20 protein-coding genes are annotated in these 18,546 nt (G+C 71.8%); 5 read left to right on the top strand and 15 right to left on the bottom strand.

Annotated elements, in window-relative coordinates; genetic code table 11:
- Positions 1-61: 61 nt before the first annotated feature.
- The 4 genes from EDF63_RS13635 to EDF63_RS13620 all read right to left on the bottom strand — a co-directional run bounded on the left by EDF63_RS13635 (position 62) and on the right by EDF63_RS13620 (position 4,272).
- Positions 62-1,738, bottom strand: coding sequence for a ribonuclease J (locus EDF63_RS13635; protein WP_123313531.1), 1,677 nt, complete (start codon positions 1,736-1,738; stop codon positions 62-64).
- Positions 1,739-1,787: 49 nt separating this feature from the next.
- Positions 1,788-2,765 carry a 4-hydroxy-tetrahydrodipicolinate synthase gene (gene dapA, locus EDF63_RS13630; RefSeq protein WP_123313656.1) on the bottom strand — a complete coding sequence of 326 codons (978 nt, stop codon included), beginning with the start codon at positions 2,763-2,765 and terminating at the stop codon, positions 1,788-1,790.
- Between the two features lie 182 nt (positions 2,766-2,947).
- On the bottom strand, positions 2,948-3,442 hold the full coding sequence (locus EDF63_RS13625; RefSeq protein ID WP_123313530.1) for a dihydrofolate reductase: 495 nt from the start codon (positions 3,440-3,442) through the stop codon (positions 2,948-2,950).
- Positions 3,442-4,272: a thymidylate synthase gene (locus EDF63_RS13620; protein ID WP_123313529.1), complete on the bottom strand. Its 831-nt coding sequence runs from the start codon at positions 4,270-4,272 to the stop codon at positions 3,442-3,444. The genes EDF63_RS13625 and EDF63_RS13620 overlap by 1 nt, the downstream gene beginning before the upstream one ends.
- Before the next feature lie 38 nt (positions 4,273-4,310).
- On the opposite strand from EDF63_RS13620, the gene EDF63_RS13615 reads away from it, so the two are divergent.
- Positions 4,311-5,231, top strand: coding sequence for a TIGR01777 family oxidoreductase (locus EDF63_RS13615; protein WP_123313528.1), 921 nt, complete (start codon positions 4,311-4,313; stop codon positions 5,229-5,231).
- A gap of 7 nt (positions 5,232-5,238) precedes the next feature.
- Here the strand turns inward: EDF63_RS13615 and EDF63_RS13610 are convergent, their stop codons facing one another.
- Both EDF63_RS13610 and EDF63_RS13605 read right to left on the bottom strand, forming a co-directional pair.
- Entirely contained in the window at positions 5,239-5,709 is a 471-nt protein-coding gene (locus EDF63_RS13610; protein WP_395872031.1) for a tetratricopeptide repeat protein, read from the bottom strand.
- A gap of 4 nt (positions 5,710-5,713) precedes the next feature.
- A complete protein-coding gene (locus tag EDF63_RS13605; protein WP_228505012.1) occupies positions 5,714-6,460 on the bottom strand; it encodes a 4-hydroxy-tetrahydrodipicolinate reductase in 747 nt (248 codons plus the stop codon).
- A 23-nt stretch (positions 6,461-6,483) separates the two neighbouring features.
- On the opposite strand from EDF63_RS13605, the gene EDF63_RS13600 reads away from it, so the two are divergent.
- Positions 6,484-6,978 carry a GNAT family N-acetyltransferase gene (locus EDF63_RS13600; RefSeq protein ID WP_123313526.1) on the top strand — a complete coding sequence of 165 codons (495 nt, stop codon included), beginning with the start codon at positions 6,484-6,486 and terminating at the stop codon, positions 6,976-6,978.
- Here EDF63_RS13600 and EDF63_RS13595 read toward each other — a convergent pair.
- Both EDF63_RS13595 and EDF63_RS13590 read right to left on the bottom strand, forming a co-directional pair.
- Positions 6,975-7,577: a histidine phosphatase family protein gene (locus tag EDF63_RS13595; protein WP_123313525.1), complete on the bottom strand. Its 603-nt coding sequence runs from the start codon at positions 7,575-7,577 to the stop codon at positions 6,975-6,977. The two genes, EDF63_RS13600 and EDF63_RS13595, sit on opposite strands and share 4 nt — an antisense overlap.
- An 8-nt stretch (positions 7,578-7,585) precedes the next feature.
- The gene (locus EDF63_RS13590; protein WP_123313524.1) at positions 7,586-8,920 is read right to left on the bottom strand and encodes a pitrilysin family protein; all 1,335 of its coding nucleotides are present in this window, start codon (positions 8,918-8,920) and stop codon (positions 7,586-7,588) included.
- A gap of 246 nt (positions 8,921-9,166) precedes the next feature.
- On the opposite strand from EDF63_RS13590, the gene EDF63_RS13585 reads away from it, so the two are divergent.
- Both EDF63_RS13585 and EDF63_RS13580 read left to right on the top strand, forming a co-directional pair.
- The gene (locus EDF63_RS13585; protein WP_123313523.1) at positions 9,167-9,814 is read left to right on the top strand and encodes a TetR/AcrR family transcriptional regulator; all 648 of its coding nucleotides are present in this window, start codon (positions 9,167-9,169) and stop codon (positions 9,812-9,814) included.
- Between the two features lie 278 nt (positions 9,815-10,092).
- Complete coding sequence (locus tag EDF63_RS13580) at positions 10,093-10,620, top strand: YbhB/YbcL family Raf kinase inhibitor-like protein (protein WP_123313522.1); 528 nt, start codon at positions 10,093-10,095, stop codon at positions 10,618-10,620.
- Positions 10,621-10,689: 69 nt separating this feature from the next.
- On the opposite strand, the gene EDF63_RS13575 is transcribed toward EDF63_RS13580, so the two are convergent.
- On the bottom strand, positions 10,690-12,957 hold the full coding sequence (locus EDF63_RS13575) for a polyribonucleotide nucleotidyltransferase (protein WP_123313521.1): 2,268 nt from the start codon (positions 12,955-12,957) through the stop codon (positions 10,690-10,692).
- 281 nt (positions 12,958-13,238) lie between these two features.
- Between EDF63_RS13575 and EDF63_RS13570 the strand changes: the two genes are divergently transcribed.
- The gene (locus EDF63_RS13570) at positions 13,239-14,450 is read left to right on the top strand and encodes a hypothetical protein (RefSeq protein WP_123313520.1); all 1,212 of its coding nucleotides are present in this window, start codon (positions 13,239-13,241) and stop codon (positions 14,448-14,450) included.
- Between the two features lie 10 nt (positions 14,451-14,460).
- Here EDF63_RS13570 and EDF63_RS13565 read toward each other — a convergent pair whose 3' ends face one another.
- The 6 genes from EDF63_RS13565 to EDF63_RS13540 all read right to left on the bottom strand — a co-directional run bounded on the left by EDF63_RS13565 (position 14,461) and on the right by EDF63_RS13540 (position 18,530).
- Positions 14,461-14,712, bottom strand: a complete 252-nt coding sequence (locus EDF63_RS13565; protein ID WP_260233116.1) for a ferredoxin — start codon at positions 14,710-14,712, stop codon at positions 14,461-14,463.
- Positions 14,709-15,968 carry an NADH-ubiquinone oxidoreductase-F iron-sulfur binding region domain-containing protein gene (locus EDF63_RS13560; protein WP_123313519.1) on the bottom strand — a complete coding sequence of 420 codons (1,260 nt, stop codon included), beginning with the start codon at positions 15,966-15,968 and terminating at the stop codon, positions 14,709-14,711. Before EDF63_RS13560 ends, EDF63_RS13565 begins: the two co-directional genes overlap by 4 nt.
- Entirely contained in the window at positions 15,965-16,522 is a 558-nt protein-coding gene (locus tag EDF63_RS13555) for a ferric reductase-like transmembrane domain-containing protein (protein WP_123313518.1), read from the bottom strand. Before EDF63_RS13555 ends, EDF63_RS13560 begins: the two co-directional genes overlap by 4 nt.
- Positions 16,522-17,463 (bottom strand): FAD:protein FMN transferase, encoded by a 942-nt coding sequence (locus EDF63_RS13550; RefSeq protein WP_221180566.1) that lies wholly within the window; start codon positions 17,461-17,463, stop codon positions 16,522-16,524. The genes EDF63_RS13555 and EDF63_RS13550 overlap by 1 nt, the downstream gene beginning before the upstream one ends.
- Positions 17,464-17,465: 2 nt before the next feature.
- On the bottom strand, positions 17,466-17,786 hold the full coding sequence (locus EDF63_RS13545) for a hypothetical protein (RefSeq protein ID WP_148061783.1): 321 nt from the start codon (positions 17,784-17,786) through the stop codon (positions 17,466-17,468).
- A gap of 126 nt (positions 17,787-17,912) precedes the next feature.
- Entirely contained in the window at positions 17,913-18,530 is a 618-nt protein-coding gene (locus EDF63_RS13540) for a CE1759 family FMN reductase (protein ID WP_123313515.1), read from the bottom strand.
- Positions 18,531-18,546 lie beyond the last annotated feature (16 nt).

Below are 18,546 nucleotides of genomic sequence, written 5' to 3'. Positions count from 1 at the left end.
AGCATCCGTGACGGACGCTGGACGGGCCTCCCGGTCGACCGCGATGAACGCGACTGACGCGCTACGCCTCGATGACCACCGGGACGATCATCGGACGGCGGCGGTGCTTGGTGTTGACCCAGCGGCCGACCGTACGGCGGACGACCTGCGCGAACGCGTGCGAGTCGCGCGTGCCGTTCGCGGCCGCCTCGGCGATCGCCTTGGCGATCTGCGGACGGACGTCGTCGAACACGGAGTCGTCCTCGGCGAAGCCGCGCGACTGGATCTCCGGGCCGATGACGCACTGGCCGGTGGTGAAGTCCACCGCGGCGAAGACCGAGATGAAGCCCTCTTCCGACAGGACGCGGCGGTCCTTGAGGTCGGCGTCGGTGATCTCGCCCACGGTCGAGCCGTCGACGTACACGTAGCCGATGTCGAGCTGCCCGGCGACCGTCGCGACGCCGTCCTTCAGGTCGACGACGATGCCGTCCTGCCCGAGGATCACGTTGCGCGGCGGCACACCCGTCTGGATCGCCAGGTCGGCGTTCGCGTACAGGTGACGGTGCTCGCCGTGCACGGGCAGCACGTTGCGCGGACGCAGGATGTTGTAGCAGTAGAGCAGTTCGCCGGCCGAGGCGTGTCCGGAGACGTGCACCTTCGCGTTGCCCTTGTGCACGACCTTCGCACCGAGCTTCGTCAGCCCGTCGATGACGCGGTACACGGCGTTCTCGTTGCCGGGGATGAGGGACGACGCGAGGATGACGGTGTCGCCCTCGCCGATCTCGATCTGGTGCTCGAGGTTCGCCATCCGTGCGAGCACGGCCATCGGCTCGCCCTGCGACCCGGTCGACATGTAGACGATCTGGTCGTCGGGGACGTTCTTCGCCTTCTTCGTGTCGATGAGGACGTTCTCGGGCACCCGGAGGTAGCCGAGGTCGGCGGCGATGGTCATGTTGCGGATCATCGAGCGCCCCATGAACGCGACCTTGCGGTTCGCGGCCGCGGCGGCGTCGAGGACCTGCTGCACACGGTGCACGTGCGACGAGAAGCTCGCCACGACGACCTTCTTGCGTGCCCGCATGATGATGTTCTCGAGCACCGGTCCGATGTCCCGCTCGGGCGCGGTGAAGCCCGGCACGTCGGCGTTGGTCGAGTCCGGCAGGAACAGGTCGACGCCGGCCTCACCGAGACGCGCGAACGCACGGAGGTCGGTGATGCGGTCGTCCAGCGGGAGCTGGTCCATCTTGAAGTCACCCGTGTGCAGGACACGACCGGCGGGGGTCGTGATCGCGACGGCGAGGGCGTCCGGGATGGAGTGGTTCACGGCGACGAACTCGAGGTGGAACGGGCCGAGCTGTTCGGTCTGGTCCTCGGCCACGACGAGCGTGTACGGCTTGATCCGGTGTTCCTTGAGCTTCGCCTCGACGAGCGCGAGGGTCAGCGTGGAGCCGATCAGCGGGATGTCGTCGCGGAGCTTCACCAGGTACGGGACGGCGCCGATGTGGTCCTCGTGACCGTGCGTGAGCACGACACCGAGGACGTCGTCGAGGCGGTCACGGATCGGCGCGAAGTCCGGCAGGATCAGGTCGACCCCGGGCTGGTGCTCCTCGGGGAAGAGCACGCCGGCGTCGACGATGAGCAGCTTGCCCTCGTACTCGTAGACGGTCATGTTGCGACCGATCTCGCCGAGTCCCCCGATGGGGATGACGCGGAGGGTGCCGGGTTCGAGGGGCTGCGGTGTGGAGACTTGTGTGGGCATTCGGTCCTACGGATTCGGGCGACGCGCGGGGAGCGCGCCGCGGTGTTCGCTAGCGGGTGGTGCCTGGCACCTTTGGCAGTGCGCCGCCGGCCGCTGCGTTGCGGTCGGGGCGGAAGTTCGAGAAGTCGGCGCCGGGCACGTCGCGCACGGCTTCGAGCGAGGTCTCGATGGCGTACGCCTCGGAGTCCTCGGGGCCGACGAGCGGCAGACGGACGCGCGGGCTGCCGATGCGGCCGAGCCCGTGCAGGATATACTTCGCCGCGACGGTGCCGGGCACGTGGGTCATCACGGCGCGGACGAGCGGCTCGACGCGCTTGTGCTCGGCGGTGGCGGTCGCCAGGTCGCCGCGGTTCACGGCGTCGACGATGGTGCGGTACGGCGTGCTCGTGATGTTCGCGGTGACGCCGATCAGGCCCGTCGCGCCGATGGACAGGTGCGGGAGCACGTTGGTGTCGTCGCCGGAGAAGTACATCAGGTCGGTGTTGTTCAGCACGCGGGACACCTCGGCGAAGTCGCCCTTGGCGTCCTTCACGGCGAGGATGTTCGGGTGCTTCGACGCGCGCAGGATCGTGTCGTAGGTGATCGGGATGCCCGTGCGCCCGGGGATGTCGTACAGGATCACCGGCAGGTCGGTGGCGTCCGCGATCATCCGGAAGTGGGTGAGGACACCCGACTGCGTCGGCTTGTTGTAGTACGGCGTGACGATCATCACGCCGTCGGCGCCGGCCCGCTCGCTCTGCTTGTAGAGGTGGATCGCGTGCGCGGTCTCGTTCGAGCCACCGCCCGTGATGATCTTCGCGCGGCCCGCGGCGACGGACTTGCCGACCTCGACCAGACGGAGCTTCTCGGGGTCGGTCAGGGTGCTCGTCTCGCCGGTGGTGCCGGTGACGACGATGCCGTCGGCGCCGGCGGTGATGCAGTCGTCGATGTGCTGCTCGACGCCGGGCCAGTCGACCTCGCCGTCGGCCGTGAACGGGGTCACGAGGGCGACGAGGACCTGACCGAAGGGATTCTCACGCGGGGACACGGGCACCAGCGTACCGGGGATGGGCGCGATGGCCGCCGTCCGGGTGGACGGTCGCCTGCCTGCGGCGCGGACGGGAGGCCCGGATCGCGTCCGTCAGGCGCTGCCCGTCCGGTGGGAACCAGGTTCCGGACACCACACCACGCGATTGCGCGGTGCTGTGTCCGGAACCTGGTTCCGAACGCTCAGGGGCGCTGCCACTCGAGGAAGCGGTAGCGGGTCCCGGTGCGGGATTCCTGCCACGGGCCCTCGTCGACGAGCGACCAGTCGGCCGACCCGGCGAGCGTCGGAGCGACGGTGTCGCCGGGCACGTCGACGTCGATCACGGTCTCGGACACCCGCTCGGCACGGTCCAGCGCTGCGGCGTAGACCTGCCCGCCGCCGATGACCCAGACGGTCTCGTCGGCACCGTCGGCACCGTCGAGGGCGGCTGCCAGCTCGTGCACGACCTCGGCGCCGTCCGCCGACCACGACGGGTCGCGGGTGAGCACCACGTTGCGCCGACCGGGCAGCGGACGGAACCGCTCGGGCAGGGACTCCCAGGTGCGCCGGCCCATCAGCACCGTGGCGTCACCGGTGACCTGCTTGAAGTGCGCGAGGTCCTCGGGCACGTGCCAGGGCATGCCGCCGTCGGCCCCGATGACCCCGCCGGTCGACCGGGCCCACACCATGCCGATCATCAGACCGCGACCGCGGCCTTGATCGACGGGTGGTGGTGGTAGCCGACGACCGTGAAGTCCTCGTACTCGTAGTCGTCGATCGAGTCCCTCGGTGCGAGCTCCAGGGTCGGCAGGGCGTACGCCGTGCGGGACAGCTGCTCCTCCACCTGCTCGACGTGGTTGTCGTAGATGTGGCAGTCGCCGCCGGTCCAGACGAAGTCACCGACCTCGAGCCCGGTCTGTGCGGCGATCATGTGGGTGAGCAGGGCGTACGACGCGATGTTGAACGGGACCCCGAGGAACATGTCCGCGCTGCGCTGGTAGAGCTGGCACGAGAGCTTGCCGTCGTTGACGTAGAACTGGAAGAACGCATGGCACGGCGCGAGTGCCATGTCCGGGATGTCCGCCACGTTCCAGGCCGACACGATGAGCCGTCGGCTGTCGGGGTTCGTGCGGATCTGGTCGATCACCTGGGCGATCTGGTCGACGTGCTCGCCGGACGGGGTCGGCCACGAGCGCCACTGCACGCCGTAGACCGGGCCGAGGTCGCCGTCCTCGTCCGCCCACTCGTTCCAGATCCGGACGCCGTGCTCCTGCAGCCAGGTCGCGTTGCCGTCGCCGCGCAGGAACCAGAGCAGTTCGTACGCGATCGACTTGAAGTGCACGCGCTTCGTGGAGACGAGCGGGAAGCCCTTCGACAGGTCGTAGCGGAGCTGCGCACCGAACAGACTGCGGGTCCCGGTGCCGGTGCGGTCGCCCTTCGGCGTGCCCTCGGTGAGGACCCGGCGGAGCAGGTCTTCGTAGGGGGTCGGCACGGTGGGGTCGGGCTGCACGGTCTCGCTGTCGCTCACACACAGAAGACTACGTCGGCATGAGTAGCGTTGGCGGCATGGCAGACACGGCGGCAGAGCCGCTCTCGATCCTGATCGCCGGCGCGTCCGGTTTCATCGGCACCCCGCTCGTCCGCGCCCTGCGCGAGGCGGGCCACCACGTGACCACGCTCGTGCGACGCGAGCCGCACACGGCCACCGAGTTCCGCTGGGCCCCCGGACAGCGTCCGCTCGACCCCGCCATCGTCGACGGCGCCGACGTGGTGATCAACCTGGCGGGAGCCAACATCGGCAAGTTGCCGTGGACCGCGAAGTACCGCGAGGAGATCCGGCGCTCGCGCGTCGACGCGACCGACACCCTGGTCGAGGCGATGCGGCACGCCAGCACGCCCCCGGCGCTGTTCCTGTCCGGATCGGCCTCGGGCGTGTACGGCGACCGCCCGGCGGACGTCCTGCAGGACGACGCGGCGCCCGGCACCGGGTTCCTCGCCGAGGTCTGCACCGCATGGGAGGCCGCGGCGAACGCGGCGCCGGACGGCGTGCGCGTCATCACCCTGCGCACCGGCATCGTCATCGGCGAGGGCGGCGGCGCGCTCGCACCGATCCTGCCGCTGACCCGGTTCGGACTGGGCAGCCGACTCGGCACCGGCGGGCAGCACTGGCCGTGGATCGCGCTCGAGGACGAGGTCGGCGCCATCGTGCACCTGGCCACGAGCCCGTCGGCGTCCGGGGTCAGCGGCCCGGTGAACCTCGCGGGACCGGAACCCGTCGTGGCCGACCGCATCACGAAGCGCGTCGCCGAGGACCTGCACCGTCCGTACCTGTTCCGGATCCCGGAGTTCGCACTGCGACTGGCGCTGCAGGACGCGGCGGACGAGATGCTGCTGTCGAGTCAGCAGATGGTGCCGACGAAGCTGCTCGAGTCCGGCTACGCCTTCCGCTACACCCACGCGTCGGACGCGGTCGACGCGGTCCTCTGACCGGGGGTCAGGCGCTCGCCCGCGACAGCGCGGTGCGCATGGCGGCGCGGGCGCGCTTCCGGTCTCCCGCGGCGTCGTAGACGACCCCGAGCCGGTACCACGCGCGCCATTCGGCAGGATCCTGTTCGACGGCGGCCTGGTACTTCGGGAAGACCTCGTCGGCGGCTTCGCGCGTCGGTCGGCCCGACGGTCGCACGGGCACGACGTCCTCCGGCGCACCGCCCTCGGCCTCGAGCCGGGAACCGAGCCGGGTGATCCGGACACCGAACCGGAACTCGAGCACGAGCAGGAGTGCCCCGATCGCGGCGACGACGAACAGGGCGACGCCGATGCCGATCCCGATCGGGATGCCGGTCGCGATGAACGCGACGGCCCGCTGCCCGACGAGCACGATGTAGAGCGCCAGCAGCAGGGTCATCAGCGCCGCACCCCAGAACGGCGACCGGATCGCGCGCCCGGCCCGCGCTGCACGTCCCACCGGGTCAGCCGATGCCGAGGACGCTGCCGAGCCCCACGGTGAGTCCGCGGGCGGACCCGAGTGCCGACAGTGCCGCCCGGATCCCGGCGACGTAGGCGACGTCGTCGTTGGTGTCGTGCCGGATGGTCAGGGTCTCGCCGGGGCCGCTGAGCAGGACGTCCTGCACGGCCTTCACCCCGGGCAGCCGGAGCGAGTGGATCGGCACGCTCGCCACCTGCTGACCGCGGGCGCGTTGGTCGACGTGCGGGGCCTCGACCGGACCGACGTCGCGCCGCGCCTCGGCGATCAGTTCGGCGGTGCGCACCGCGGTGCCGGACGGCGAGTCGATCTTGCCGGCGTGGTGCGTCTCGACGATCTCGACCGAGGGGAACCACGGCGCCGCGATCGTGGCGAGGTGGGTGCCGAGCACCGAGCCGATCGAGAAGTTCGGGACCACGAGGACGCCCTGGTCGGGTCGCTCCTGCAGCGCGGTGCGGAGCTTCGCGAGACGGTCGGCCGACCAACCCGAGGTGCCGACGAGCACGTTCGCCCCGCTCGACAGGGCGTTCTCGACGATCGCGGGGCTGAGCGCCGGCACCGTCACGTCGACGACGAGCGCGGCGCCGCCGAACACCGACGGAGGCGCCTCGTGGGCACCGTCCTTCGACGACAGACGGGCGACGAGCTCGAACTCCGGGAGTTCCTCGACGACGGAGGCCACGAGGCCCCCGAGACGACCGGTGGCGCCGACGACGGCGACGGGAGTGACCATGCCGTCCATCCTAGGATCGACCCATGTCAGTCGAGGTCAGGACCGTGCCCGCCGATCTGCCCGAGGTCGACGTCCTGCTCGACGCGTACCTGGACGAGCGCGAGGCGACGTTCCCGAGCGCGCAGGGCACCTACTCGCGCAAGCGGACACCGGCTGCCGAGTTCACGCCGCCGAACGGGGTCTTCGCGGTGGCCTACGACGGCGGCACCGCGGTCGGGTGCGGCGGGCTCCGGCGGATCCCGGACGGGGTCGACGAGACGGGCGCCGACGACGTCCGGTTCGAGGTCAAGCACGTCTTCGTGACCCCTGGCGGACGGGGCAAGGGCATCGCGTCGGCGCTGATGGACCTGCTCGAACGCGAAGGTGCCGCGCTGGGAGCGACGAGCATCGTGCTCGACACGAACGACTCGCTCGTCGCCGCGGGCGCGATGTACCGCGGTCGGGGCTACGAGCGCGTCGCGGCGTTCAACGACAACCCGAACGCGACCGCCTGGTACCGCAAGCCGACGACCCGCTAGACGGGCTGGTCGACCGGCAGCCCGGTCCGCAGCTCCACCGGCAGGTGGGCCAGGTCGTTCAGGGCGACCACCTCGGCCGGCTTCGCGGAGCGGATCCGGATGATCGTGAGTGCGGTGTGCGCGACGTTCGTGCCCATCCAGCGCCACTCGGGGGCCTGGAACGCCTCGCGCACGAACCAGCCGATCACGGCGTTGTGCGTGATGAGCAGGTCGTGCCGGTCCTCGCGCGCCGGGGTGAACCACTCGGAGACGGCATCACCCATCTGGGCCTGTCCGGCGACGATCTCCTCTTCGGTGACGCCGCCGTACCAGCCCTGGTAGGCGTGCGGCATGTCCGGGGTCGGGCCGGAGGGGACGCAGTCGAACAGCAGTGTCGACGGTTCGGGCTGGATCGAGGGCAGCCGTTGCGCCAGGAACGCAGCCGTCTCGCTCGGGGCCTGCAACGGGGAGTGGTACACGCCGTCGAAGGGCAGGCCACCCAGTCGGTCGGCGACGAGCATCGCCTGCCGCTTGCCGCGCTCCGACAGCTTGCCGTCGCGGAGGCCGTGCTCGGCGTCCTGGTGTTCGCCGTGCCGGACGAGGTACAGGTAGTGGGACATGTCCGTGCTCAGCTGCCCATCCCGATCGCTGCGGCGAGTTCGTCCTGCTGCACCGCTCCGACCACCGACGTGATCGTCGGACGGGTCAGGAGGTCGCGGGCGAGTTCGAGCACGCCGTCGGTGGTGACCCGGTCGACGCGCTCCAGTGCGGTCGACAGGTCGGTGTACTCCCCGGTGCCGAGCTCGGACCGACCGAGGCGGGTCATCCGGGCATCGGAGTCCTCCAGCGAGAGGGTCAGGGCACCCTCGATCTGGCCCTTCGCACGGCGGAGCTCGTCGTCGGTGATGCCGTGGTCCACCATGCGGCGGAACTCGGCGTCGATGATCTCGATGACCCCGGGGACGTTGTCGGGCGCGCAGCCCGCGTAGACGCCGAAGGCGCCGTTGTCGAGGTAGGCGGGCGCGAACGACGACACGGCGTAGGCGAGGCCGCGGCGCTCGCGGACCTCTTGGAACAGCCGGGAGCTCATGCCCCCGCCGAGCACGGCGTTCAGGACACTGAGCGACGGCCGGCGGTCGTCGCGCAGGTCGAGTCCCTGCGAGCCGCGGAGCATGCTCACCTGCTCGGTCGGACGGTGCACCACCGACAGCTTCGGCTCGATGGGGTCTGCGACGGTCTGGGGTGTGCGGCGCGCGAGCGGTTCGGCGCGCGGGGCGTCGTGGAACACCGCGGCGACCGCGTCGCAGAACCGGTCGTGGTCGACGGCGCCGGCGGCGGTCACGACGATGCCGTTCGGTGCGTAGTGCTCGCGGTAGTGGGCCAGGACCTCGTCGCGCTGGACCGCACGGATGCTGTCCGGGGTGCCACCGATGGGGCGACCGAGCGGGTGTCCGCTGAAGGCCGCGGCGAAGAACGCCTCGCCCGCCACGTCGGCCGGGTCGTCGGCGGCCATCGCGAGCTCCTCGAGGATGACGCCGCGCTCGACGGCGAACGCCTCGGGGTCGAGCACCGAGCCGGTCACCATGTCCCCGATGACCTGCACGGCCATCGGGACGTCGGCGTCCCGCACCCGTGCGTAGTAGCAGGTGTACTCCTTGGCCGTCGCGGCGTTGTGCTCACCGCCGACCGAGTCGAACGCGATGGCGATGTCGAGCGCCGAGCGGGTCTCGGTGCCCTTGAACAGCAGGTGTTCGAGGAAGTGGGTCGATCCGAACTGCCCGTCGCGTTCGTCCCGCGAGCCGACGCCGACCCAGAACCCGATGCTCGTGGAGGCGGCACCGGGAACGGCTTCGGTGAGCACACGCACACCCGACGGCAGCACGGTGCGGCGGACGAAGGCCCCGCCGGACGTCAGGAACGACGTGTCCGGGGCCCCGAGCGGCAGTGGCACTGGCTGGTTCATCGCAGACGAGCCTACTGATGCTCCGGAGCCCGCATCCCAGTTTCCACAGGCCCGCCGACTGTCACTCGAAGAGGGGTACAGAAATTGCGGACAGACCGACTCGTCTGTCTGTCCTCCTTGTGGTACAGTCGTTCATGCCGGATCGAAAGCCCCCCTAAGTTCCGATCCGGCGGCTCGGGACATCAGTCCTCGCGGCCACGAGTCCCCCCACTCGTCCGCGGAGCCGATGAACCAAGGAGCCACGCTGTGACGGTCGATTCCCCCCAACCGGCCGTCCAGCGTCTCCTCGGTCCGAGCACGAACCTCGCGTCGCCGGACGGGTCGAGCGTCCCCCCGACTCCCCGCTCCGGCGGCGCGAAGGTCCGCGTCCTCGAGACGGCCACGCGACTCTTCTACGAAGAGGGCATCCACAGCGTCGGCGTCGACCGCCTCATCTCCGAGGCGAGCGTCACGAAGGCGACGTTCTACAAGCACTACGGGTCGAAGGACAACCTGATCCTCGCCTACATCCGCACCCAGCACGAACGGGTGCAGGAACGCATGGAGCGACTCGTCGCCGATGCCGGCTCCCCCGCAGCAGCCGTCCGCGCCTGGGTCGCCGCCCTCGCCGACGAGGTCAACGACCCCGACTTCCGCGGGTGCGCCTTCCTGAACGCCGCCGCCGAGTACCACGACCCCCGTGACCCCGTGCGCGAGGTGGTCGCCACCCACCGCGACTGGTACACCGACCGGCTCGCCACCCTGCTGCAGGAGTCCGGCCACCAGCTGCCGGGCGACGGCGCCGACGAGCTCATGCTCGCGCGCGACGGTGCGATGGCCGGTGCGTACGCCGGTGACGCGATCGCCGCGACGGCCGCCCTCGGTCGCGTCGTCGACCGCGTCCTCGCCGACTGACGTCCGGCGGTCGAGGCCGCCTTCCCTGACGCTGACGCTGTCGCCTTCGCGAAAGCGACAGATCACCGCGAACAGTTCGCGGGATCGTGTCGCCTTCGCGGCACGGATGCACCCGCGTGACGCAGATCTGTCGCTTCCGCAGGGCGGTCGAGGCGACCGCGGACAGACGGGAGGCCCGTGGCGGGCCCGCACCGCGCCTCCAGGCCGTCGCGTGCGGACTCTCACAGCCCCGCGCGCGCACCGAGCGCAGCCCGAGGCTGCGGGTGTTGGCTGGTGGCATGGCCAACGACCCCAACTGGAACCTCCCCGAGGTCCCCTCGTTCACCCTGACCAGCCCCGACTTCACCGACGGTGGCGAGCTGCCGACCTCGGCGCGCGGCACCGACGCCGGTGGTGAGGACCGCTCCCCCGCGCTCGAGTGGTCCGGCGCACCGGAGGGCACGAAGAGCTTCGTCCTCACCGTGTACGACCCCGACGCCCCGACCGGGTCGGGCTTCTGGCACTGGAGCCTGACGGACATCCCGGGCTCCGCGACCTCGCTGCCCGCCGGCGCCGGCACCGACGACGCCCTGCTGCCCGCCGAGGCACTCCGCCGGCGCAACGAGTTCGGCACCGACACGTTCCTCGGCGCCGCACCGCCCGCGGGCCACGGCGTGCACCGCTACTTCTTCACGCTGAGCGCCCTCGACGTGCCGCTGCTCGAGGCGCCGGCCGATGCGACCCCCGCGGTCGTCGGGTTCGTGCTGCGCGAGCACCTGCTCGGCCGCGCCCAGCTCGTCGGCACGCAGGAGACCCCCGCCGCTTAGGACGATCCCGCAACGACGAACGGCCGCCGTCCCGCGAGGGACGACGGCCGTTCGTGTGCCAGGGGTGGATCAGACGGTGGCGTCCGTCGACTCCTCGCGGGCACCGCTGGAGTCGGTGTCCGACTCCTCGGCGACGACCGGCGCGAGCGACAGCTTGCCGCGGTCGTCCACCTTGGTGACCTCGACCAGGACCTTCTGGCCGACGCCCAGGACGTCCTCGACGTTCTCGACACGCTTGCCACCGGCGAGCTTGCGCACCTCGGAGACGTGGAGCAGACCGTCACGGCCCGGGAGCAGCGACACGAAGGCGCCGAACGTGGCGATCTTCACGACGGTGCCGAGGAACTGGTCCCCGATCTCCGGGTTGGTCGGGTTCGCGATCGCGTTGACCGACGCACGAGCGGCCTCGGCCGACGGACCGTCGACGGCACCGATGTAGACGGTGCCGTTGTCCTCGATCGAGATGTCGGCACCGGTCTCGTCCTGGATGCCGTTGATCGTCTTGCCCTTCGGGCCGATCAGCTCGCCGATCTTGTCGACGGGGATCTGCACCGAGATGACGCGAGGAGCGGTGTCCGCCATCTCGTCGGGAGCGTCGATCGCCTCGTTGAGCACACCCAGGATGGCCGAGCGGGCCTCCTTGGCCTGCTTCAGCGCCGCGTCGAGCACCGTCGACGGGATGCCGTCGAGCTTGGTGTCGAGCTGGATCGCGGTGACGAACTCCGAGGTACCGGCGACCTTGAAGTCCATGTCGCCGAGGGCGTCTTCCGCGCCGAGGATGTCGGTCAGCGCCGCGTAGCGGGTCTGACCGTCGACGGTGTCGGACACCAGGCCCATCGCGATGCCGGCGACCGGGGCCTTGAGGGGCACACCGGCGTTGAGCAGCGAGAGGGTCGAGGCGCAGACGGAACCCATCGAGGTCGACCCGTTGGAGCTGAGCGCCTCGGAGACCTGACGGATGGCGTACGGGAACTCTTCACGCGTCGGCAGCACCGGCACGAGGGCGCGCTCGGCGAGGAAGCCGTGCCCGATCTCGCGACGCTTCGGCGAACCCACACGGCCGGTCTCACCGGTCGAGTAGGGCGGGAAGTTGTAGTGGTGCAGGTAGCGCTTCTTCGTGACGGGCGACAGCGAGTCGATCTGCTGCTCCATCTTGAGCATGTTCAGCGTGGTGACGCCGAGGATCTGCGTCTCGCCGCGCTGGAAGATCGCCGAACCGTGGACGCGCGGGATCACGGCGACCTCGGCGTCGAGCGGACGGATGTCGGCGAGGCCGCGGCCGTCCATGCGGATCTGCTCGGTCAGGATGCGGCCGCGGACGACCTTCTTCGTGACCGACTTGTACGCGGCGCTGACCTGCGAGTTGGCGACCTCGGGCAGCTCGCCCGCGGTGACCTGCTCGGCGATGGCGGCCTTGACGCGCGACTTGAGCGCGTCGTCGGCGTCCTGACGCTCGGTCTTGGCGGCGATCTTGTAGACGTCACCGAGCTCGGAGAGCGCGAGGGCCTCGACGGCCGAGTAGACCTCGGGCGCGTACGGCGGGAAGACCGGGTAGTCCTGGATCTCCTTGGCCGACTGCGCGGCGAGCTTGGCCTGGGCGTCGACGAGCGACTTGAGGAACGGCTTGGCCGCCTCGAGCCCCTGCGCGACGACGGCCTCGTCGGGCTTGGTGGCGCCGCCCTGGATGAGCTCCCAGCTGTGCTCGGTGGCCTCGGCCTCGACCATCATGATGGCGACGTCCTCGTTGCCCGCCTCGTCCGTGACGACACGGCCGGCGACGGTGAGGTCGAAGACGGCGTCAGCGAGCTGCGACGCCTTCGGGAACGCGACCCACTGGTCACCGATGAGCGCGAGGCGCACACCGGCGATCGGGCCGGAGAACGGCAGACCGGAGATCTGCGTCGAGGCGGACGCGGCGTTGATGGCCAGCGCGTCGTAGAACTCGTCCGGAGCGATGCTCAGGACGGTGATCACGATCTGGACCTCGTTGCGCAGGCCGTCGACGAAGGACGGGCGCAGCGGCCGGTCGATCAGACGGCAGACCAGGATGGCCTCGGTCGACGGGCGGCCTTCGCGGCGGAAGAACGAGCCGGGGATCTTGCCGGCGGCGTAGGAGCGCTCCTCGACGTCGACGGTCAGCGGGAAGAAGTCGAATCCTTCACGCGGGTGCTTGCCGGCGCTGGTGGCCGAGAGGAGCATCGTTTCCTCGTCGAGGTACGCGGCGACCGCGCCCTGCGCCTGCTGTGCGAGCCGACCGGTCTCGAACCGGACGGTGCGCTTGCCGTACTTGCCGTTGTCGATGACGGCTTCGGCGAACTTGATCTCGGGACCCTCCAAAAGGGTGCCTCCTTGAAGTGTGTTCGGCAGGCCTTGGCGACGGCACTCGATGGTGCGTGCGCGCCGATCGTTCCGGACGCATGTCTGGCCAGCAGTAGAAGCACTCGGGAAACCGTTCCGGCCCGCGAGCCACCACCGATGACCAGCTCCGTGCCCGGCCTGCGCAGTGTTTTTTCGTGCGTCCGGGGAAACGGTCCCCGGACACGATGGACTTTACCAGTCCACAGGGAATCGGCGGCGCGGCTCGCTGACACCCGGGCGAGCCTCGGTAGCCTGCTGCCATGCGTCTCACCCCCTCGCGGGGCGTGCTCGTCGCGGCCGCCGTGGTCGTCGGCGCGCTCGTCGCCCCGGTCCTCACCGCTGTCCCGGCGACCGCGACGGAGTACCCGACCTGGCAGGACGTGCAGCGGGCCAAGGGCAACGAGACCGCCAAGCGTGCCGAGGTGACCAAGGTCCAGGCCGCGCTGCAGTCGGCGCAGGACGAGGCCGCAGCGAAGTCGCAGGCCGCGCTGACGGCTTCGTCGAAGGCGGACGCGGCCGAGGCGGAGCTGGCGGAGGCCACCCAGGCCGCCACGAGCCTCCAGGCCCAGGCGCAACGCGCGTCGGAGACGGCCGAACGCGCGCAGACGCGCGCCGGTCAGCTGGCGGCGAACCTGTACCGCGACGGCAGCACGAACCAGATGACCACCCGGATCGCGACCGCCGACGACCCGGACCAGCTGCTCTACCAGCTGGGCGCCCTCGACCAGCTGTCGTCCACCTGGTCCGGCGTGATGGACGAGGCGTCCGTCGCGGCCGGCACGGCGTCGTCGCTGCACGAACAGGCCGAACGCGCCGAGGCCGAGCGCGCGACACGTGCGCAGGCAGCCGAGGAACGCTCCGCGGCGGCGAAGTCGGCCGAGGCCGTGGCGAACGCCGCCGTCGAGTCGACCGAGCAGCACAGCGACGAGCTGTACGCGCAGCTGGCGTCGCTCCGGGACACCACCGCCGAGCAGGCCGCCGGGTACGAGCTCGGGCAGAAGGTCGCGGCGCAGAAGGCCGAACAGCAGCGCAAGCGCGCGGCGGCAGCTGCAGCACAGGCGGCGGCAGCAGCCTCGGCGAGCGCCGACACCGGCGGTGGGAGCACCGGCGCCAGCGGCGGCTCGGGCACGAGCTACCCGAGCACCGGCGGGGTCGTCGTGGACCCCGCTGCAGCCCAGGCCTACGCCCGGAGCGCCCTGAGTTCCTACGGCTGGGGCGACGACCAGTTCTCGTGCCTGGTGTCGCTCTGGACGCAGGAGTCCGGCTGGCGGGCGAACGCACTGAACGCCTCGAGCGGCGCCTACGGCATCCCGCAGTCGCTGCCGGCCGAGAAGATGTCGGCGGCCGGAGCGGACTGGCGGACGAACGCGAACACGCAGATCAACTGGGGGCTCGCCTACATCAAGAGCGCGTACGGGTCGCCGTGCGGTGCGTGGGGGCACGAGATGAGCGTCAACCCGCACTGGTACTGAGCTCCGGCGCTCACCGCCCCACCAGCCGCAGCGCCTGCAGCGGGCACATCGCCACCGCGTCCGCGGCGGCGGCGCGTTCGTCCGGCCGCACCGGCACGTCGCGGGTGCCGCCGCCGTCCCGCGCGATCGGGTAGCCCCACTCGTCGCGCGCCAGCCGCTCGGCGAACAGCTCGGTGCACAGGCCGCGTCCCCGACAGCGGGTCCAGTCGACGTGCAACGCGACGGGACCGGCGGCGGTGGCACCGCCCGGCGTGCCGCTCACGGTCGTCCCCCGACCAGGCACGTGCCCCGCAGGTGCGCCTGCACGTCGTCGTGGAACACGTCGAGCGCGCTCCGCACCATCCGCGCGACGCCGTCCGGGTGGTGGCAGGCCCCGCGGCCGTCGACGAGGGCAGCGATCCGCCGGACCTCGCCGGCCAGGTCGCCCACTCGATGCCCGGAGGCGAGGTCCGCGACCACGTCGGCGATCCGCGGCAACCCGTTCACGCACGGCCCGCAGCGCCCCGCGGACGCTCCGGCGAGCGCCGCGGCGAGTCCCGCGGTGACCCCGACCGGGCAGCTCCGGTCGTCGAGCACGGCCAGCACGCCGGCCCCGGGCGCCGCACCCCACGGTGCCAGTCCGTCGACGTCGAAGGGCGCGTCGAGCGCTGCGGCCGGCACCCAGGTGCCGCCCCACCCGCCGACCAGGACGGCTCGCGTCCGTCGCGGATCGGCCGCCGGCAGCCGGGAGGCCCCCAGCAGCTGCCCGAGCGGCGTACCCCCGGCGGTCTCCAGCACCACGGCACCGGCCGGGTCCGTCGCGTCGCTGACGGTCACGAGGCGGGTGCCGGGAGCGCTCGCGCTGCCCACGCTCCGCGCCCACGCCGCCCCGTACCGGGCGACGAGCGCCGCCTGCGCGAGGGTCTCGACGTTCGACACCAGGGTCGGTCGTCCGCTCGGTCCACGCTCGGCCAGCCGGACGGTGCGGTCCTCCGGCAGACCTCGGCCACCGGCGACGGCCGAGGCGAGCGCCGTGGCCTGCCCGGCGACGAAGGTACTGTGCGGCAGGGCGCGGACCGCGATCGTGACCGGCTCGGTGCCGGACCGGGCGGCGGTGCGTTCGGCCAGGGCGTGCCGGACCCGGTGGGCGAGCCGCTCGCTCGTGGCGACCACGGCCTCGGTCGCACCGATCGCCAGCGCCGCGACCACGACGCCGTCGAGCACCAGGTGCGGTGCTCGTTCGAGCAGGACGGCGTCCTTGCGGCTGGCGGGTTCGCCCTCGACGCCGTTCGCGATGACGATCGGGGCACCGCGTCGGCGGCGCCGTCCCGCGACGGCCTCGAGCTTCCGGGCGAGCGGGAACCCGGCTCCCCCGCGGCCGTCGACGCCGGCCAGGGCGATCTCGCCGACGGTGGTCGGCCCGACTTGCGGGAGCGGTCCGTGCGTGCGCTGGTGGTCGTCGAGTCCGGGCCCCGGGGCGGCGAGGAGGCGTTGCGTGCCGGTCGGTGGCGGGACGGTGAGCGGGTGGGTCAGGGTCATCGGAGGACCTCCCTCGGGGTCGGACGGAACGCGGTGACGCCAGCGGTGCAGCGCCAGGCGACGGCGCCGAGGACGGCTGCGGCGCAGACCCCGGCGATCACCAGGAACCAGGCGGACGTGCCGTCGGTCCCGGTTCCGATCGCGTGTGCCATCGCGATCGGCCACATGGCGTAGGCGGCCCAGTGCACGGCGCGGAACACGCGTGGCCCGATCACCCGGCGGAGCATCCCCGTGCCGACGAGCACCACGAGCAGGTCCACCGACAGCGTGCCGAGCCCGAGCCAGAACCAGCGGTACGCACCGGCGAACGGCACGAGGGCGTCGAGCAGGCGGAGTTCGGCCTCGGTGTCGAGCAGCAGCGTCACCACGTGCACGACCACGAACACCGTGGATGCCAGGGCGACGTCCCGGTGCACGAGCTGCACGCCGAACCGTGGCAGGCCGGGGAGCGGTCGTCCGCCGCGGGTCACGATGCCGAGCAGGACCGTCAGGGTCAGGAGCACGACGGCGGCGACGCCCGTGCCGCGGCCGACCACCCAGAGCGCGGTGTCCATCAGGCGGCGTCCGCCCCGCCGAGGTGGTCGACCTGGTCGTCGGGCCAGCCGCCGATGCGCAGCACCGAGCCGTCGGCCGCGACGAGTCGGGCAGCACGGCCGCTCTGCCGGAGCCACTCCACGGCGCCGTGACCCCGGACGACCGCGGCGGTGGTCATGGTGTTCGCCGTGGTGCACGACGGGGCGACGACCGTCACCGACCGCCACACCGGGTCGGCGGGCAGGCCCCACCGCGGGTCGAGGATGTGGTGCCGCACGGTCCCGTCCTGCTCCCAGCGGCGCTTCTGCGTGCTCGAGGTCGCGACGGACCACCCGGAGGCGATGCGGACGTGGTCGACGGGGTCGCCCTCCTGGTCCTGCACGCGCACCTGCCAGCCGCCGGAGGGGTCCGGGCCGGCCGTGGCGACGTCCCCGCCGAGCGAGACGAGGGCGCCGATGCCGAGGCGCGCGGTGATGCTCGCGGCGGCCATGTCCGCGGCGGCGGCCTTCGCCGTGGCGCCGAGGTCGAGCGTGACGCCCGTGGGGACCCGCAGGAACGTGCCGGACAACAGGATGCGCTGCCAAGCGGGTCGACCGTCGAGCGCCCGGGCGACGGTGTCGGGCGACGGGACCGGGGGCGCGTCGGCGAATGCGGCGTCGTACCCGAGGGACGCCATCCGCCGGCCGAGCGTCGGGTCGACGTCCCCGTCCGACAGTCGCGCGGCGTCGACGGCCTGGTGCACGAGCGTCGCCAGCAACGGCGAGACCTCGGTGCCGCGCACCAGGTCGTCGGCGCGGGACAGGAGCTCGGAGTCGTCGCGGAACCGACTGCACGCGGCGTCGACCGCCGCCGTGACCTCGCGGACGCACGACTCGGCGGCGGCGAGGTGGCGGCGGTCGCGGTGGTCCAGGACGACCCGGGCGGTGGTGGTCCAGAGGTCCCACTCGGCGGCGGCGCGCACGGTCAGGAACCCGTCGTCGTCGCGTCCGACGACCCACCGGTGGTGCCCTGCGAGACCCCGGTGTCGGTCGACGCGTCGGTCGACGCGTCGGTCGACGACGACGAGGACCCGGAGTCGGTGGCGGTGTCACCCGACGCCCCGGTACCCGAACCGGAATCCGTGGTGGTGCTCGTGGTCGTGGACGTGTCGGTCGTCGTCGTGCCGGCCTGCTCGTGCCCGAACCACAGCCCGGCACCCGTGACCGTCGCGACCGCGAGTCCGCCCAGGCTCACGAGCGCACTCGTGATCCGTGCGGATCGCCTGCCGGTGCCTCTGGTGTCCATCGGTCCTCCTCGTCGTCATGACGAGGTTCCCGAGGCCACCGATGAGCGAGCCGCCAACCGGCCGCACTCCGACCCCACGAACCCTGTGGCCCGCCTAAGAGCGGGCCGCGGGGTCAGCGATCCGGATCAGTGGCCGAGGCCACCGAGCAGGCTCGCGAAGTCCGCGGTCGCGGGGAGCGCGTCGGCTTCCTGCGGGGACCGACGGGAGGCCCGGATCGCCCAGGCCAGGTCGACTCCGGCCCGGCGGATGCGTCCGTCCAGGGCCGCGGCGTCACCGTCGCTCCCCCAGTCGTCTGTCGCGGCGAAGACACCGGTCGGCACCACCGCTGCGCGGAGGTACGCGAACACCGGGCGCAGGGCGTGGTCGATGGCGAGCGAGTGCCGCGAGGTCCCGCCGGTGGCGCCGAGGAGGACGGGCAGGTCGGCGAGCGAGTCCTTGTCCAGGATGTCCAGGAACGACTTCGCGAGACCGCTCACACCGGCCGTGAAGATCGGCGTGACGAAGACGACCGCGTCGGCCTCGACCACTGCGGCCATGGCGGCGGACAGCGCGGGCGCGGCGAACCCGGTGAGCATCGCGTCGGTGATCTCGTGCGCGAGCGGCCGGAGCTCGACGTGCAGGAGGTGTGCTGGCGTGCCCTCGGCGACGAGCGCGGCGACGGCGGCCTCGCCCAGGCGGTCGGCGAGCAGGCGGGTGGAGCTGGGCTCGGAGAGTCCGGCGGAGACGACGGCGATGGTGGTCATGGTGGTTCCCGACTTT

The organism is Curtobacterium sp. JUb34 (assembly GCF_003755065.1).
Lineage (GTDB): Bacteria > Actinomycetota > Actinomycetes > Actinomycetales > Microbacteriaceae > Curtobacterium.
This window is presented reverse-complemented; position numbering and strand designations above follow the sequence as displayed.